Genomic DNA, 16,266 nt, shown 5'->3' with positions numbered 1-16,266 from the left:
AAGATTAATACCAATTTTTTTATCTTTGCTGACAATAGTACTAGTACCGCAAGGCGGAAGTCACGCATTCAAAAGTCAAAAGCATTATGAAATCAGCTTTGTAGGGATTTTAAATGGTTGTTCTATTTCCGTCGTGGCGTAGTAGTAGTTTTAATACCAGGATGAATTTTGAAGCCAAGTTGCTCAAGTTTAAAATGAGAAAGGGATTCCTTCAGAATTATAGTAAAAGGATATCGCTGAAATACGGTAGCTTTACCTTGTGACAATAGCAGCCTAGCACGGCTGATGCGTACTGGATATAACGGTTGTTGGTTGGCATTAAGAATGAATACTTTACTCATATAAAATTGTGAATTGTGGGACAAATAGTAGCAGCAACATCTATACCTTTTTGGTAGAATCCTTTGCTTGAGCATCCAGTCAGCAGTCTTTTGGATTTTGGCAAAATCATCATCACTAGTGGTTGTCAAGTCAACAATGTTTAGTAAACCAAGTTTAGAATCTTTCTCTCTGTGTCATGCCAGTTGCTACCCTACCTTAACGCTAAGAGCGTAGCTTGCTTCCCCGTAGGAGTACAAGTCAAGGAATTACAAGGGCGCACTGGCTTCTTTGTGCCTGGAGAGGTTCGTTTTTTAATAAAAAAAGATAAGAATGAGAGTTTAGAGGTAAACTCCTACACTCTTATATTTACCGCTCATTAGAGATTTCCTTGAACATTTTTTTGGGAAGTCTCTTAGCTGTGATATCAGTTTTTAAATACGGTAAATTGGTCGAATAACCGTTTAATTAACTACAAGCAGAAATTATCACATACAAATTTAAAAAGCAATAGGCTAACTCTTAGGGGAGGAGATTAAAGTAAAGCAGTGGGTTTCCTCCTTCCTAGGCGAGAGTTGAGCGTCAAAAGCGCATAATTGATTGTAAATGCAGGGTTTTTTCTAACTACGGATGCTCGAAGCGAAGTAATTTTACCTTGGTCAACTGTCACAACACCGGAAAGTATCGCTTCATAAACCTTGTGAACCTGGCGTTGCTGAAACTACTGGTTAATTTGGCGATGGGTTTGGCGATCGCGTGCCAACAACAAAATCCCAGATGTTTTTTGATCTAGGCGATGCACATATGCAAGCGCCATCCCATTCAGCAATAGATAACGTAATAGTTATATATAAGTGAAGAGAAACATCAAATATAATGTTTATAATTAGCAAGAAACTGTACTAAAGAAAGACATTGAATGGGTTAGTATTGTAGATAAGTTTGCTCTCCATAACTTACTTAATATTTTAGACATAGCGGACAAAAACTTTTCCATTGACTTAAAAACTTAGTAAAAAAGGTGTTGGCTTTTCTAAATTTAAAAAGAAGTACGAATATAACCTGTAAAGCAGAAATCAATTCATTTGTAAGCTTGTAGGATTAAATTGAATTACTAACTGGTTGACTTTCTGTGGATATATTTGTAAATTTAACAAACAAACAAAAATGTATATTCACATAAAGAATGCTATGCAAATGATAAAAAATGATTTGTAAAAAGCTGAGACGACCTATTTACCTTAATACACAAAATGATGTGTTTGTACAGTACATAAATCTTAGTATTTCAAACTTTTTCAAATCTACTGATTGCTAGAAACATTCAGGCCAATTTCGCAATACACCAATAAAGAAATTAAAATGATAAAAATAACTAGACGAGAAGCTCTGAAGCTAGGAGCGCTTACAGGTGGTTCTTTGCTGATTCCTATAGGCTTGGTATCTCGTGGACAAGCAGCTACTGCTGGTAGTCCTCAGCCTACTCGTTTCAGGATCAAACTTCCCATACCGCCAGTACTTAAACCAGTGCGGAGCAATGCGACCACAGATTACTACCAGATCACGATGAAAAAAGCTCAGGTTAATATTTTACCTGGGCTAACAACGCAGATATGGGCGTATAACGGTATTGCTCCTGGTCCCACAATTAAGCAACGTCAAGGGCGACAATCAATAATTCGCTTTATCAATAATAGTGTCGATACACCAACATCAGTTCACTTACATGGCATGGGATCGTTACCGCAGTACGATGGCTATGCTGAAGATTTGACACGACCGGGTTTCTACAAAGATTACGTCTATCCCAACAAACGCGCGGCTACGTTATGGTATCACGACCACGCCATTCATAATACTGCGCGTAATATTTATATGGGTTTGGCAGGCATGTACATTGTTCAAGATGACTTTGAGCTTGGACTACCCTTACCCAAAGGTAAATACGACGTACCACTATTTATCCAAGATAAGCAGTTTACTAATCAGGGCAGGTTAGTCTTCAATACCCAAGGTGAAATTAGTCAATATGGTGATGTTATTTTAGTCAATGGTGCGCCTTGGCCGCGCATGGAGGTAGATACCTGTAAGTACCGTTTCCGGATCTTGAATGGTTCGATTTCGCGCTCTTATAATCTTGCCCTGAGCAACGGCGATGATTTTATTATGATTGGCACTGATGCCGGATTAATGAGCGCACCAGTTAAAGTCAAAAATTTCCGGTTGGCGGCAGCAGAACGTTACGAATTTATTATTGACTTTTCTAAATACCCAGTCGGCTCTCAGGTAGTGCTGCGAAATCTCGGACTTCCTAACAACACGAATTACGACGGTACGAATCAAATTATGCGCTTTGATGTTGTGCGGCGTGAACCAGATAATAGCTCTATTCCCTCTAGGTTACGTACAATCCAGCCTATCCCAGAATCTTCAGCAGTGCGAACCAGAGAATTTAAGTATGAGCGCTCTAATAATCTGTGGGTGATCAATGGCAAAGCCTGGAATAACACCCGAATTGATGCTAATCCTAGATTAGGCGATGTTGAAATCTGGAAATTGTCTAACCCATCAGGTCGTGCGTTTCATCCTATCCACCTTCACCTAATTGATTGCCTAATGCTTGACCGTAATGGGAGACCACCTTTTCCTTACGAGCGTGGGTTGAAAGATGTCTTTTATGTTGGGGAAAACGAAACTATACGAGTAATTGGTAAGTTTGGCCCCAATACAGGTAAATATATGTCACACTGCCACAATTCAGTTCACGAAGACCACGATATGATGAATCAGTTTGAAGTGGGACGGGGCGGACGCTCACCTTTGGCAGTTGCAGCAAAGCCACTTCCAGCTCCACCTTTATAGGCATTAACGCTAAGGGATGTTTAGAGAGAAAGCAGAGGGCAGAGGGCAGGGGAAGCAGGGGAAGCAGGGGAGGCAAAAAAAGGGATTTGTATCAATTATTTCGTGAAATAATATGAGTCTTTGCAACAAGTCTTTCTCTTTGTCCCCAAGTCTTCTTCGTTGAGCGTCAAAAGGGTGTAATTGCTTGTAAATGAAGGGTTTTTTCTAACTGCGGATGCTGGAAACGAAGTTCCCTGGCGTGCAGATGTAAGCGACTGGTAACTGCACAGCATCCATAAAGGCGATCGCCTAAAATAGTTACCCCAAGTCCTCGCGCATCAGCCGCATGAACCCTTAATTGATGAGTGCGCCCTGTGAGCGGCGTAAATTCTACACGGGTGTAATCTTGTTCTCTCGCAATTACCTGGAAGTGTGTCAAGCTGGGTTTACCGTCCTGCCAATCGACTTTTTGATAAGGACGATTTTCAGGATCTCCCCAGAGTGGCAGGTCAATTTTACCTTGGTCAACTGTCACAACACCGGAAAGTATCGCTTCATAAACCTTGTGAACCTGGCGTTGCTGAAACTGTTGGTTAATTTGCCGATGGGTTTGACGATCGCGTGCTAACAACAAAATCCCCGATGTTTCCTGATCTAGGCGATGCACAGATGCAAGTGCCATCCCATCCGGTAATAGATGACGTAAGCGACTCAAGACACTATCTTGGCGATCGCGATAACGCCCAGGTACCGAAAGTAATCCAGTAGGTTTATTTACAACAATCAGCCATTCGTCTTCATAAATAATGGGTAAAGTGACCTCTCCCCCAACCCCTCCCCTATGAGGGGAGGGGCTTCTTACTCCCCTGCTAGGGGAGAGGGCTGGGGGTTTAGGTTTCAAGCCTGAGAGCAAAAATCCCATTAATGGCTGGCATCGCTCGGCACATGCTCCATAAAATTTTCCCTGGATTTTATCTTGATTTACTGAAGATGCACCCCACCAAAATTCTGCCATTGCCAGGGGTTTGAGATTATGTGTTGCCGCATAATGGAGCAGCTTCGGGGCACAACAGTCTCCTGTGCCAGTGGGCGAACCTCCTGGCATCAATTGCTGTAATGATACCGATCGCCCAGAAAAGTTAGTCAGGCTGTAGCTAGCCTGCATCTGAGCTTGGAGTTGACGCGACAGTGCTTTACGCTGTTGTTTCAGTTCGCTAATTCGCGTATCGGTTGCTGCAATTAACTGTTGAAGAGGCTGTAATAATTCATTTTGTTGGCGTTTAAGTTGTCGTCGCTCAATTCCTTGCTGACGACTCTCTTCGTCGAGTTGTTCAAGGGCAATCGTGAGTGCTTCTTCTGTAAGCGTATTGCAGATTTGCTGACGTTTCTGTTGTCGTTGATGTTTGCTATAGCGATGGCGATCGCTCATTGCTTGCAATTGTTGCTCAAATTCATCAGACAGAGTTTCATACTGCTGGCGTTCGGTTAGTTGCTTTAAGGTAAAGAGTTCGTGCTTAATCGCGTCCAACTGTGCCAAAGTGCGGGTTTCTTCCAAAGCAACTTCGTCTCGTCCTGGAATTGGTGGAACCCATCCTTCAACTACACTGCAACCATTCAAAAGACCCGAGAAGGCTTTGAGTACCCTTTGTTCGCCATGAGGCAGTTCAACTAATAGTATTCCATACATCTTGCCTTCACGAAAATAACAGTCATTTTTGGCAAGTTGTTGCATGAGTCCGTGAGCGATCGCTTCAGATATTGAGGTGCGGGGTAATTTCAGGCGATGTCTACGATGGGCTACCCCTACGCCACTTTGGAGACAACGCCCCTCGTACCAATAACTAGGAGATGAGCCACTTATCGCAAAATCGCAGTCGATAAAATCTGAGAGTACGTGCAGAACTAACATACAAAGTATGATTGCAAATCTAGTTGATCCTGATGTATGAAATTATTGCCTTTGTTAAATACCAATTCTGTATGAAGATGCGCCGATAGTGCAAGAAATAAAGAACGTAGACGCAAAACAGCTTGCCGCAGGCTACCGCCAAGAAATAAGAAATTAAGAGATTTGGCGCAGCTTCATAAAGAAAGGGATAACAAGATAGTGCGAGTGCGATCGCCTCGATTGAGCGGGTACGCAGCCAAAGATTCAACGTCTAGAATTTAGGGAGCAGGAATCGATGAATCGCTCTGTGGTGGATTGGCTTGTTCTGGTGAAAGCGGTTGTTCAGATAAATTATCTTCTATGGATATAGATTCTGGCTCTCTTATCATACCATGCTGCTCTTGCCCTCTAAGCCCAAGATATGTTGCGGCACTGATTCCTTGTAGTGTAAGAAGTGTGTCATCAAATTCCGGCATTGCTAGATTTTTAAGGACTTCCCAAACAAAGAATAGTCCAACCACAACTGTCCAAATAAATGTTTGGAATCGATGGAAGTTGACTCCATTAATATCCGATAATATATCGTAGAAAAAACCTTCAGAAACGCGTTGACTACCTTTTCTCTTCTTCTCATTCCCCTGCCCATCAATTAACGAAGTACCAAATGCAGTTACAGAATTGATTCCCAATAATATTAGTGATTGTTGTGTCAAAATATTGGTATAATCTCCTGTTATGCCGTAGATAATCAGGTAAGCACCAAAAATTAGAAATGTCCAAAAAGCAAGTTGAGAAATCGATAGACTGAACGGGTTTCTGTTCAATTTTTTTCTGCCAAGAAAAATTTGACCAATTCGGCTTTGACGATATTCATTTTTAAGAGCAGCCTTTTCAGTGATCAACAGTTCCTGTCCACCAATCACCTCTTTTTGACAGTAAACCCCTTCTATTCCAGAGCTACGAAGAGTGTTTCGGCAATACCTAATGAACATTAATACAACAGCGACAAGTAGAAACAGACACAGCCAAAATCGCCACGAAAACAGAACTATTGTTAATTGAGGAGGTGGGAAACCATCGCTCACTGGAATTGCCAGCTTTTTGGGACAGCCTACTCCCGCTATCGTGTTAATACTGTATCTGCTTGGTCTACCAAGAAGCCCATTCCATGCAGCTTGAGACGAATCGGTGCGTTCAAGTCGAAAGGCTAACCAATCATCTTGAAGAACTGTCTTTTGATCTTTACCCACAACCTTAACGATGACCGGCTCTCCGTGGACATCCTCTAGTTCATAGCCATCCAGGTACAACACTAATTGTCTAGGATCAAATAAATTGGTGGCATTAGCCGTTGCTTTTCTGGTCGCTGCTGATAATCCTTCAACTTTTATTCTAATGCGATCGCCCATTTTAACTTCGTTACTACGATTGTCGGCAATAACTTGTTGAGTTTTCAGTTCAGGAGGCACTGAACATAACTGAGGCGCAAAATTTACAGGAGGGGCATCTGAACTATCTTGAGCAATTACTGCAAAGTTGATAGTAACAATCAACAGAAAAACCAACAGAAAAATAGCAGTCAATCTTTTAGCATTTTTATACATCGCTCGGTATTCCACCAACAGTGATTACTATGTCGGTAGTGTAACCATACTTGAGTGCATTAAGGGTAACTGAAAGTTTAAAAGTTTAGGTTTCAAAATCCTTCGTTTGGTGTCGTCAGCTATACGCCGGACTGTGGTTTCCCCATTTTTGCGATCGCATCAGTGTAAAAGCAGGAGTTGGAGATTGCGATCGCTGCAATAGCAATTTGGATTACTCTAAATTCTTTAGAGTGAAGCTTTAGACCCAATTTTTCGGTAATTTAGCCCCGTTTGTCCCTATTTCTCTTGCCATTCTTGCTGACAATAAGGCAATCAAGCCAAAAAGTGACTAATCATTCAGATTTTCATTGACTACGAACCCACAATCATTAGCAGGGGTTGCTACTGCATTCCCTGGTGATTCCAGCTTTGACTCTGAAGAATTGGCTGGTATCGACTTTGTTATGGTCTTCATTTTAAAGTTTGATGGTTGTAGATGAACATAGGAATAATCCAGCCTTACAGTAACGGGTTTTTAGAAATTGTACCAGAGAGCGATTATTGGCAAATTGCAGCTATACACATCAATGGCCAAGCCTACTGCCCTACTCCTCGGCTTTATCGATCAGAAAAAGTGGCATTAGCAAAAGCTACACTAATTTATGATTGGCTAGCTGACTACGAAGGAGAAATTAGTGGTGGGGGTTGCTACTGCTCTGAATTGAAACTCATCCTATGGCAACAACCGAAAGTATCTTAGTTGATCTTGTATTAATAAGTACTTAGAATCAGCCTGTAGTCCCTGCCTTAAGTGTGGGGACTTTTTTTTGTTGATAGGATGCGATCGCCTTTTAATCCCTAATAGGGATTTTAGGTAATTGCAATTTTAAGATTAGCCAATGCCCCGTTATCGTCTAGATGTTTCAATCCCTAATAGGGATTTTAGGTAATTGCAATGATTATTATTTCACCCTTAAGGAAATCTACATGTTTCAATCCCTAATAGGGATTTTAGGTAATTGCAATATCTAAGAATAACAAGGAAGTTGGGATACGTCCTCGTTTCAATCCCTAATAGGGATTTTAGGTAATTGCAAAGGTGCAGCACGCGCCAGTGCTTATCTCGTAAGCTTTTGTTTCAATCCCTAATAGGGATTTTAGGTAATTGCAATAAAGATTTGATGGACGCTGCAAGCCATGATTTAAGTTTCAATCCCTAATAGGGATTTTAGGTAATTGCAATCTTTCCGATTTCCAATAATCTCTTTTAGCCATGCGTTTCAATCCCTAATAGGGATTTTAGGTAATTGCAAGCATACTTTCACCAGGCTAATCATCAGAACATGATAGTTTCAATCCCTAATAGGGATTTTAGGTAATTGCAATGAAGCAGATTTAGATGCAGATGAGGTAGCAGCATGTTTCAATCCCTAATAGGGATTTTAGGTAATTGCAATCTCTTTGCAGTAGTTGCCAGCCGTGCCGCCTCTGGTTTCAATCCCTAATAGGGATTTTAGGTAATTGCAATGCTGGCTTCTGAAAATCTTGCTCTATTTGATTTTCAAGGTTCGGTTGCGCGAATGCAAAAATCATAACACGAGGAGTTGTAATTTGGCTAGAGGCAAATGGCTGAAAACTAGTCCCCATAAGGTGCGCGGATGGTTTAGAAATGCTTACGCTCTCAAGTTCTTGCATATAGGACAATTCAGCCATTTTTTGCATCACTCCTTCCCGAACACCTACCCATCCGCGCATTCAGCGAAAAAACTAATCTGATGGGAAAGCTGCTTACTTATAAATATCCTATAGGTTAACTGACTTCAGGGTGATGCCTGGGTTAGGCTACACTTACGCAATACCAGCACTCTCATAACCAACCTTATTTGCCAACGTCTTCAAAGTCTGTTATTGCACAAGCAAACTCCCTAAAAGCTGTTTTAATCAAAACCTCTTTTGTCCCCCTTTCCAGCGAAGAATTGCGTATGAGGTCTGTTAATTCTATGAACAGCAGAGAAAACATAAAACGATCTTGGCGGTCAACTTGTTTCAAGCACGACGATATAAACTGATAAAGCTCTGTTTTTCTAGGTTTAGTTTGTTCTTCCCATATTTGTAAACCAAGCCGAAAAGTTTTCAAACGGATTTCATTACTGTTGAAGGACGCGTCTTTGTAGCGGACTGATACGCGTTGGGGTATTTCCATGAGTTTTAGCTATACATATTCAATGTAAAGTAATTATTCACTTATATTTTGGCTAAACCGGAAAAATCTAATATTTTGCACCAATTCCAACAACCACCATAGGTTAGGGACTTCCAACTAAAACAAATCCTATCGCGGTGTACGCAGGGGGGCAGGGAGAGAAAGAAAAATATTATCTGAGTAAATTGGATAATTTATTTGCTGGAAGTCCCTTAGAAACGAATTATTTGCGTGGACTGAGCAGTTAAGGGTAGCACGGGTGTGCTACTCCCCTAGCATCAATTTAGAGGATGCCCCAGAAATGCAGTAAGCCTTGACCAGAAAAAGCTTCAATCAAAATCGCAGATAAAAAACCAATCATCGCAAGACGACCGTTCCAGTTTTCACTCTGAGGAGTGAAGCCAAAACGCACAGCATTAGGATCTTCTGAAACAATAGGCGCAGGATTCTTAAAACCTGTCATCAGTAAAACTCCAAAGTTCAAGTGTTGTAGCAGTTGTAACTGTCTGTAAAGTAATGTAACAGATGTTTAAAAAAATGCAACATTAAGTGAATAAAGAAAATCTGCTCAACATTTTTTCATTTCGATTCACGTTGTAGAGTAAAAGTGGTTTCTGAAATTTTGCGTAGGCGTAGCCCGCCGCAGGCATCGCCTGTAGCACAAACTCTGCTGTTTCTTGCTCTTAATGCTTATTGAAATCCACTTGAGCAGGTATTAAAAGCTTGACAAGCTTAAGTAAGAGATTTTACTTTGAATTAAAACTCATCAACGCATCTCAGCAGAACCTTAAAAACCGCATAATTCCGTTGAGATGCATTGAGTTTTTGAGCTAATTGGAAGCTGTTGAGCGCAAATTGTCTTTCTGCAATTGCGAATTATCTTGGTCAGCGAAGGTTTTGAACTCGATCGCATCGTGGCTACAAAAGAGGCGCACTTCACTACTGTGGTCGAGCGATAACGCCCGTAACTTATCTTGATTAGAAAGTCGAGCCTTGCGGTCTACCTCCATGAACGACTGGTAGGCACGTAGACCAGGTGTGCAAACTCGTTTAGGAGAGCCGATTTCGTGCCGGTAAAAGTAAGCATCGCCTGCATGTAAGAGCCATCCTTCGGATGTGTCAATGGCGATACCTGCATGACCTAGTGTGTGACCGACGAGCGGTATCAGGAGAATTTCGGGCGGTAGTCCTTCGAGGTTACGTACTGCCTCAAAGCCGAACCAAGGTTCACCACCAGGCGAATAATACTTCCAATTTTTTACTTCGTCCCACTGGCCAGGGCGGTAACGTCGAGATGAGACAAACCCTTGCCGTTCCCGCGCTGCTTCAATCTCACTGAGCATTACATGCACGGTTGCTTCGGGAAAATCTTCCAACCCGCCTGCATGGTCAAAATCGAGGTGAGTAAGCACTATGTGGCGGACATCGCGCGGATTCAAGCCAAGTTGCTCAATAGCTGCAACTGCCGTGTATTTTTCTTCAAACTTGATGCGATTCAAATTCATGAAGAAGGGGCTGAGTCTTGATAATGGCGCTTTGATATCGCGCTGACCAAAGCCTGTATCTATGAGAACAAGTCCCTGATTTGTCTCGATGAGCAGACAGTGACAGACGAGACAGGCTGTTAGCCCACGACTAAAACCGTCGAAGAGTGCCCCACCAATCGGGCACATACAACCGCAATTAAGATGATGAATACGCATAAATGATTCTACCGAGCATCAATCTCTTTTAAAGATGAAAAAATATGAATAATCACCATACTTAGGAGTGAATAAATTTATGTTTTCACAGGATTTAATTGCTAAGTTACTTTTGCAGTCTGTGTCTAAAGTCTAGTGAAATCGAGTTGCAGGTTTGACTTGCTTGGGTTGGAGTGAGTCAATTAAAACTGGTGGATGCTCCAAAGTGAAATCGAGTTGCAGGTTTGACTTGCTTGGGTTGTAATTGCGAGAATAAGTCTGACTCGCTACGATCGCATTAGAAATTTATCGCATCTGAATATGGCAAACCAGGACGCTCCACTCACAGGAGAAGCGCTAATTAAGGAAGTCTGTCGGCGGATTCGGGTAGCCCGTAGCTATTGGGATGCTCACAACAATGCTGCCTGTCGGGGTGAGCGCGATCGCGCAATCTTGCTTTACAATACACTGAGCAAAGAACAAAAAGAGCAGATTCCGCAAGCGTTGCGGGTATGGCTGCGCTATCGCAGTGAGAAGTATTTTGGCGCACACCGAACACCGCCCAAATCGGCACGAAAATCAAAATAGTATTAAGTATGATATTCAGTGCATCACAACTACAGCAAATAAAAAATTTTATTTGCTGTAGAACAAAATATTTTTACCCTAGAAATAAAATTTAATGGAAAAACAGCAACTTATAAAAGTGCTAATTGGAGATTTGACTTGGCAACGATTGCTTAAATCTTTAATATTTATTTATATCTTTTTTAGTGGATATGTATATTTTCGGGCAGATAGCATGATTTTTCTGTCTCAACCTTCTAGCTATGAGGATAATCCAAAAATTATTAAGTTAAAAAGTGGGGGAGATACGAATATTTCAGCTACATATTTATTGAACAATAAAGCTAATTATACCATTCTTTATTCTCATGGTAATTCTGAAGATTTAGGAGATATCAAACAGATCCTAGAAAAATTACATGACTGGGGTTTTAGTGTCTTTGCTTATGATTATCGTGGTTATGGTACCAGTCAAGGAAAGCCGACAGAAAGCTATGCTTATGAAGATATCAATAGCGCTTACAATTATTTGACGCAAAATCTAAAAATATCACCTGAAAGAATTATAGTTTTGGGGCGTTCGGTTGGCGGTGGTTCTGCGGTAAACTTAGCAATGCATAAACCAGTAGCTGGCTTAATTATTGAAAGTTCGTTTATTTCCGCTTTCCAAGTAATAGTACCTTTTCGGATTTTACCTTTTGATAAATTTTCCAATTTGGAGAAGATAAAAAAAGTAAAATGTCCGATATTGGTTATTCATGGAAAAGCAGACGATATCATTCCTTTTGCTCATGGAGAAAAATTGTTCAATGCTGCAATATCTCCAAAACTTTCTTTATGGCTTGAGGAGGCAAATCATAATGATTTATTCTTGGTAGCTGAAGAAAAGTATCAAAAAACTTTGCAAAAATTTATTAAGCTTGTAAAGGCAAATCAGGAATTATCCCATCATACTATTCTGCCTTAAATACCATTTACGCCTAATGTGAATTATAACTAATGCAGTTGTTAATTTGCCAAATATGGATAGTGCCATCCTCATTGCTACTAGCGAGCGTTTTACCATCCAGGCTCAGAGCAAGCACTAAAACGGAACTGGAACCATCCCGAAAGGTGTGCAAGAGTTTCAAAGTCTCTGAACTCCACAGGTTAATACTGCCATCAAAATATAGATAACTTTTAGCAAAGTTCGTTAAGCACGTCAAATTTAGGTCGGTTGTTACACACACCAGCCTGATTGTGATTAGTCATAATGTAGTGTAGTAGTGCAATATATCGCGCTGTTACAAAAGCTAAATACACAGGTAAACTATGTTTCCTTTTTGGGGTAATGCCTGTTATGGAAGCGAACCCATTTCGCGCAAAGCTGGCTTAGAGCGGAAATTAAAATTCTTGATTTGGATGCGAGATGATTTAGAGTCCAGACTGGCTGGCATTAATGCTTCTATTGAAACCATTCGCCAGCAAATAGAACGCTCAGACTCAGCTGCTTAAACTTAGTTCTTGCAGAGTTTATACCTAATCCGGTTGTAACTCCTTAGTGACTGGGCGCTGTAGATGGCCTGCATCAGTGTTGTAGGTCTTTGTGCAGCGCTCTGTCACTAGCTAGCGCATAATAGAGAAATCTTAAAAAACGAAGCCCAGTTTTTTGTACTTGTGTCTGCTAGAACTAACTCTGAATAAATAATTTAAGGCCGAGATAGAGTAAGCAGAGTTTATGAATATCTTGAAGTTAGAGCCGTAATCGTCACTTAACGCGCCAAAAACTATAGAAATGAAAAATATTATCTCGATTGGTTGGAATAGCTGGTTAAAAGGGCACAAAGAATCTATTTTACTATTTGACTCAATTGCTGCTGCTAGTGAGATTGCCTTTATGGTTAACGGTCAGTGGGATGGCTGCAATGGCGTGATAATAGCTAAATGTGATGAGGTAGCTGTTAACACTGCTACCAAACTATTAGAAGCTGCATGGTGTTATCAAGGCGCATCAAAAGCTGTTTTAAACAGAGTAGCATCTGATGAAATTTTACGCCGTTATGCAATGGGAGAAAGAAATTTTATTAATGCTAATTTGAGGTGTGCAGTACTTGCGACCTCGAAACTGAGTGAAATTAATCTAAGTTATGCAAAGTTGAGTTGGGCAGACCTTAGTCAAGCTAATCTAAGTAAAGCTGATTTAACAGCAGCAGACCTAAGTGAAGCTAATTTAAGTGCAGCCAACTTGAGTAAGGCATACCTAATGAGGGCAAATTTAAAGGGGACAGACCTGCAATTAGCAGATATGAGGGGGGCTAACTTAAGTAGCGCTAACTTAAGTGAAGTTAACTTTACTAATGCAGATTTAACAGGAGCTAATCTATCGCTAGCTGACCTCAGAGGCGCAAATTTTAACTTCTGCAATTTGAGTGGGGCTAACCTCACAGGTGCTAAGTTAATTGAAAGTGACTTGGCTTTTGCTAGACAGTAACTAATGATAATAATGATTCATATTCAAATTCAGCAACGTTGAAATTTTACTTAGTTTGAAATATATTTTGTACCATTTTTTTGTCTGCATTCGCTGCTGCCCTATCTAACTCAGCAATCTCACTGGCGTCTAATTGCCAACCCAATGCACCAATATTCTCCCTCGCCTGTTCCACGCTCTTTGCTCCAGGGATAGGAATGGTTCCTTTACAGATGCACCAATTAATTGCTACCTGTGACATGGTTTTGTTTCTGGACTGTGCCACCTCTTGTAAACATGCCAAAAGCGATCGCATTCCTGGTAATATCTGCCTAAATAGCAAACCTCGGATGCCTTTGGGCAAAGGGCCTTGCTGGGAGTATTTCCCAGTCAGTAGCCCCAAAGCTAGAGGGCTGTAGGCAATAAGTTTTATTCCCAACTCATCACAAAGGTCTTTGAGCTTTAGTTGCGTGACAGGATATGTAGACAACAAAGAATATTGAACTTGCAAAGTACTAATAGAAACGCCTCGTTCAGCAAACTTTTTCTGCACTTGCTTAAGCCGTTTCGGCCCATAATTGGATAGTCCCACTCCCTTAACTAGTCCTTGCTCATACACATCGGCAAGACCATCTAACAGCCCTTCCTCTTGCCAAGGAGCATAATTCGCTGTAGACCAGTGCATCTGTACCAAATCTACCTTTCTTCCCAGACGTTGGGCAGATGATTTACAAGCCCTTACCATTGCCTGACGTGTCCATCTCCACGGGTAAGCAGCAAGCTTAGTCGCAATACAAATATTTTCTTTGCCTAAACCTACATATTCTTGGCTGAATCGTCCCAAAAGTAGCTCACTGCGACCATTCAATTTCCCAGTTCCGTAAGAATCACCTGTATCAAATAAAGTCACACCGTTGCTTACACAAAGGTTAAACACCGCTTGTAACTGGTCATCCATACTTTCGTCATATCCCCAAAGCAATTGGTTGCCCCAGGCCCAAGTGCCGCAGCCCATATTTGGGAGTGTGAGTTTTTGGAGAGTCTGCATCTTTGCTCTCTGTAGATTGCCTTATTAATTATCAGGCATATAGATCAGTAGACCGAAAAATTTTGCAATGCAAACTTTTGCAGAGGCTAAAGCTCGTGACGCTCGATAGCGTAGCGTTAGCGACGTAGGAGCGTCTGACTCGCTAACGCTGCGCTATCGCCCTTGGCGTCTCCCCTTCTCCCAAAGGGAGAGGACTCGCTACCGCTTCTCTACGAGACGCTGCGCGAATGCTAATGTCAACGGCGGACGTAGCGATCGCTGTAAATATTAAAGTATGATTTTTTATTATGCTAGACAAATGGTAGACGTTCAAATTTACGTTCTACTATTTTTTATGCACACAGATTATATTTCGGATAAATCTATTGGGGAATTCGCAAGGAGCCAAGCTTTCTGAGTCCATGCGTTATTAAATAACCCGATTTCTGGTACTTTTAACTCAAATGAATGAGGTGGTGATTGTAGCAACAAGGGCGAGCCTTTGTCATGTGACTCCACTAAGTTAACTATCCAGGGAAGAAAGTCTAAAATTTCTTTTGGTAGTACAGTTAACTCAAAGTCCCACATCAAATTAAGACCTCGGCAGACTTGTCCTTTTTTGAACGTCGTGACTCTACCAGCACTCTTATTAATAGCCAGTCGAAGAATGAATGGACGGAATGGGACAAATTCATCAGGTGCTGTATAAGGGTATACATTTAGATAGTTCAGTCTCTGCCTATGATCCATCCAAGATGCGATCGGAGAATTACTACTATAAGATGTACCAGTTATGCTCACGGGCAAATTCATAGCAGCAGCAAAGTTAGAGTAGAACTCATGCCTTAGTTCGCTAACAATATGTTTAGCTTCTGGGTTCATGGTTGCTACACCTATTACAAAAACGAGCGCATGGCTTCATAAGGGATAGTTATTATCAAACTGCAACGCGAAAGTCATTAGTCATTAGTCCAAAAGAAACCTGTCAACCAAAGCACAAAAAAAGGCAGACGCCTTGTCTGCCCTCAAGACTTTAGAGTTAAATTCTTAGTTTTAAACCTTAATAGCGGCGGGAGGAACCACCATCACCTCGTCTACCGCCAGAGGAACCTCCGTCTGTCTTGGGCTTGGCTTTATTAACTTTTAAGCTCCGACCCATCCAATCAGCAGTATCAAGGGCCTCAATCGCTGTTGTTTCTTGTGCGTCTGATTCCATTTCTACAAAGCCGAAACCTCTCATGCGACCTGTTTCTCGGTCGATAGGCAATTGAACATTTTTTACCGTTCCGTATTCTGCAAAGACTTGCCGGAGGTCATCTTCTTTAACCTCATAAGATAGATTACCGACGTAAATTGACATAGAATGTCTCCAGAATCAGGGGGTGTAGAGATTTAGATCCGGAGAGGTCTGTAATACAAATATATATAAAAACAAACTACATAGCCGAATTTAATCTTTCACGCATACTTTAACATAAATTGAGAATTTATATTCATAAGCAACATTATACTTATCTGTTGGTCTAAATACTCGGACAGTTAGCGAAACTCTTTTAAAATAAATCTACCAGCGATCACACTGAATTTCAGTTCACTAAAGAAACTCAATCACTGAACTTATTTCTCTTCAAACAGTAGGAATTTGTAAATTTTATTCACTTAAAATTTTGATAGAGTGCAATTAAATAAAACCAGTGCGATCGCTTGT

General features: G+C 41.1%; 16 protein-coding genes, 1 pseudogene and 1 CRISPR repeat array. Of the genes and pseudogenes, 6 read left to right on the top strand and 11 right to left on the bottom strand.

The window, feature by feature from the left end:
- Positions 1 to 122: 122 nt before the first annotated feature.
- Together LC608_RS19185 and LC608_RS19180 are read right to left on the bottom strand one after the other, a co-directional pair.
- Entirely contained in the window at positions 123 to 341 is a 219-nt protein-coding gene (locus LC608_RS19185) for an RRXRR domain-containing protein (protein WP_229555030.1), read from the bottom strand.
- 623 nt (positions 342 to 964) lie between these two features.
- Positions 965 to 1,159 (bottom strand): annotated as a pseudogene (locus LC608_RS19180) (pseudouridine synthase); the annotation flags it as partial.
- Positions 1,160 to 1,680: 521 nt separating this feature from the next.
- Here LC608_RS19180 and LC608_RS19175 point away from each other — a divergent pair.
- Positions 1,681 to 3,180 (top strand): multicopper oxidase family protein, encoded by a 1,500-nt coding sequence (locus tag LC608_RS19175; RefSeq protein WP_229555029.1) that lies wholly within the window; start codon positions 1,681 to 1,683, stop codon positions 3,178 to 3,180.
- Between the two features lie 166 nt (positions 3,181 to 3,346).
- On the opposite strand, the gene LC608_RS19170 is transcribed toward LC608_RS19175, so the two are convergent.
- Both LC608_RS19170 and LC608_RS19165 read right to left on the bottom strand, forming a co-directional pair.
- Positions 3,347 to 5,068 (bottom strand): RluA family pseudouridine synthase, encoded by a 1,722-nt coding sequence (locus LC608_RS19170; RefSeq protein ID WP_229555028.1) that lies wholly within the window; start codon positions 5,066 to 5,068, stop codon positions 3,347 to 3,349.
- 257 nt (positions 5,069 to 5,325) lie between these two features.
- Complete coding sequence (locus LC608_RS19165; RefSeq protein WP_229555027.1) at positions 5,326 to 6,651, bottom strand: hypothetical protein; 1,326 nt, start codon at positions 6,649 to 6,651, stop codon at positions 5,326 to 5,328.
- Between the two features lie 475 nt (positions 6,652 to 7,126).
- Here LC608_RS19165 and LC608_RS19160 point away from each other — a divergent pair, with 475 nt between their 5' ends.
- Complete coding sequence (locus tag LC608_RS19160; protein WP_229555026.1) at positions 7,127 to 7,390, top strand: hypothetical protein; 264 nt, start codon at positions 7,127 to 7,129, stop codon at positions 7,388 to 7,390.
- 88 nt (positions 7,391 to 7,478) lie between these two features.
- Positions 7,479 to 8,158: a CRISPR direct-repeat array (repeat unit 36 nt; unit sequence GTTTCAATCCCTAATAGGGATTTTAGGTAATTGCAA).
- Between the two features lie 351 nt (positions 8,159 to 8,509).
- On the opposite strand, the gene LC608_RS19155 is transcribed toward LC608_RS19160, so the two are convergent.
- The 3 genes from LC608_RS19155 to LC608_RS19145 form a co-directional block, all read right to left on the bottom strand.
- Positions 8,510 to 8,833, bottom strand: coding sequence for a hypothetical protein (locus LC608_RS19155; RefSeq protein ID WP_109007228.1), 324 nt, complete (start codon positions 8,831 to 8,833; stop codon positions 8,510 to 8,512).
- A gap of 283 nt (positions 8,834 to 9,116) precedes the next feature.
- Positions 9,117 to 9,296, bottom strand: a complete 180-nt coding sequence (locus tag LC608_RS19150) for a chlorophyll a/b-binding protein (RefSeq protein WP_012407782.1) — start codon at positions 9,294 to 9,296, stop codon at positions 9,117 to 9,119.
- Positions 9,297 to 9,663: 367 nt separating this feature from the next.
- A complete protein-coding gene (locus tag LC608_RS19145; protein ID WP_229555025.1) occupies positions 9,664 to 10,536 on the bottom strand; it encodes an MBL fold metallo-hydrolase in 873 nt (290 codons plus the stop codon).
- Positions 10,537 to 10,836: 300 nt separating this feature from the next.
- Between LC608_RS19145 and LC608_RS19140 the strand changes: the two genes are divergently transcribed.
- Both LC608_RS19140 and LC608_RS19135 read left to right on the top strand, forming a co-directional pair.
- Positions 10,837 to 11,103 (top strand): Precorrin-3B methylase, encoded by a 267-nt coding sequence (locus LC608_RS19140; RefSeq protein ID WP_229555024.1) that lies wholly within the window; start codon positions 10,837 to 10,839, stop codon positions 11,101 to 11,103.
- A 94-nt stretch (positions 11,104 to 11,197) separates the two neighbouring features.
- A complete protein-coding gene (locus tag LC608_RS19135) occupies positions 11,198 to 12,049 on the top strand; it encodes an alpha/beta hydrolase (RefSeq protein WP_229555023.1) in 852 nt (283 codons plus the stop codon).
- A 13-nt stretch (positions 12,050 to 12,062) separates the two neighbouring features.
- Here LC608_RS19135 and LC608_RS37585 read toward each other — a convergent pair whose 3' ends face one another.
- The gene (locus tag LC608_RS37585; protein WP_374108412.1) at positions 12,063 to 12,311 is read right to left on the bottom strand and encodes a WD40 repeat domain-containing protein; all 249 of its coding nucleotides are present in this window, start codon (positions 12,309 to 12,311) and stop codon (positions 12,063 to 12,065) included.
- An 82-nt stretch (positions 12,312 to 12,393) separates the two neighbouring features.
- Here LC608_RS37585 and LC608_RS19130 point away from each other — a divergent pair, with 82 nt between their 5' ends.
- A complete protein-coding gene (locus LC608_RS19130; protein ID WP_109007232.1) occupies positions 12,394 to 12,576 on the top strand; it encodes a hypothetical protein in 183 nt (60 codons plus the stop codon).
- 280 nt (positions 12,577 to 12,856) lie between these two features.
- The gene (locus LC608_RS19125) at positions 12,857 to 13,552 is read left to right on the top strand and encodes a pentapeptide repeat-containing protein (RefSeq protein ID WP_229555022.1); all 696 of its coding nucleotides are present in this window, start codon (positions 12,857 to 12,859) and stop codon (positions 13,550 to 13,552) included.
- A 46-nt stretch (positions 13,553 to 13,598) separates the two neighbouring features.
- Here LC608_RS19125 and LC608_RS19120 read toward each other — a convergent pair whose 3' ends face one another.
- The 3 genes from LC608_RS19120 to LC608_RS19110 all read right to left on the bottom strand — a co-directional run bounded on the left by LC608_RS19120 (position 13,599) and on the right by LC608_RS19110 (position 15,918).
- Positions 13,599 to 14,579: an aldo/keto reductase gene (locus tag LC608_RS19120; protein ID WP_229555021.1), complete on the bottom strand. Its 981-nt coding sequence runs from the start codon at positions 14,577 to 14,579 to the stop codon at positions 13,599 to 13,601.
- A gap of 345 nt (positions 14,580 to 14,924) precedes the next feature.
- On the bottom strand, positions 14,925 to 15,440 hold the full coding sequence (locus LC608_RS19115; protein WP_229555020.1) for a hypothetical protein: 516 nt from the start codon (positions 15,438 to 15,440) through the stop codon (positions 14,925 to 14,927).
- Between the two features lie 178 nt (positions 15,441 to 15,618).
- On the bottom strand, positions 15,619 to 15,918 hold the full coding sequence (locus tag LC608_RS19110) for an RNA-binding protein (RefSeq protein ID WP_229555019.1): 300 nt from the start codon (positions 15,916 to 15,918) through the stop codon (positions 15,619 to 15,621).
- Between the last annotated feature and the right edge of the window lie 348 nt (positions 15,919 to 16,266).

Source organism: Nostoc sp. XA010 (assembly GCF_020829625.1).
GTDB lineage: Bacteria > Cyanobacteriota > Cyanobacteriia > Cyanobacteriales > Nostocaceae > Nostoc.
The sequence above is the reverse complement of the archived record's forward strand: the minus strand, read 5'-3'. Positions and strand labels throughout refer to the sequence as shown.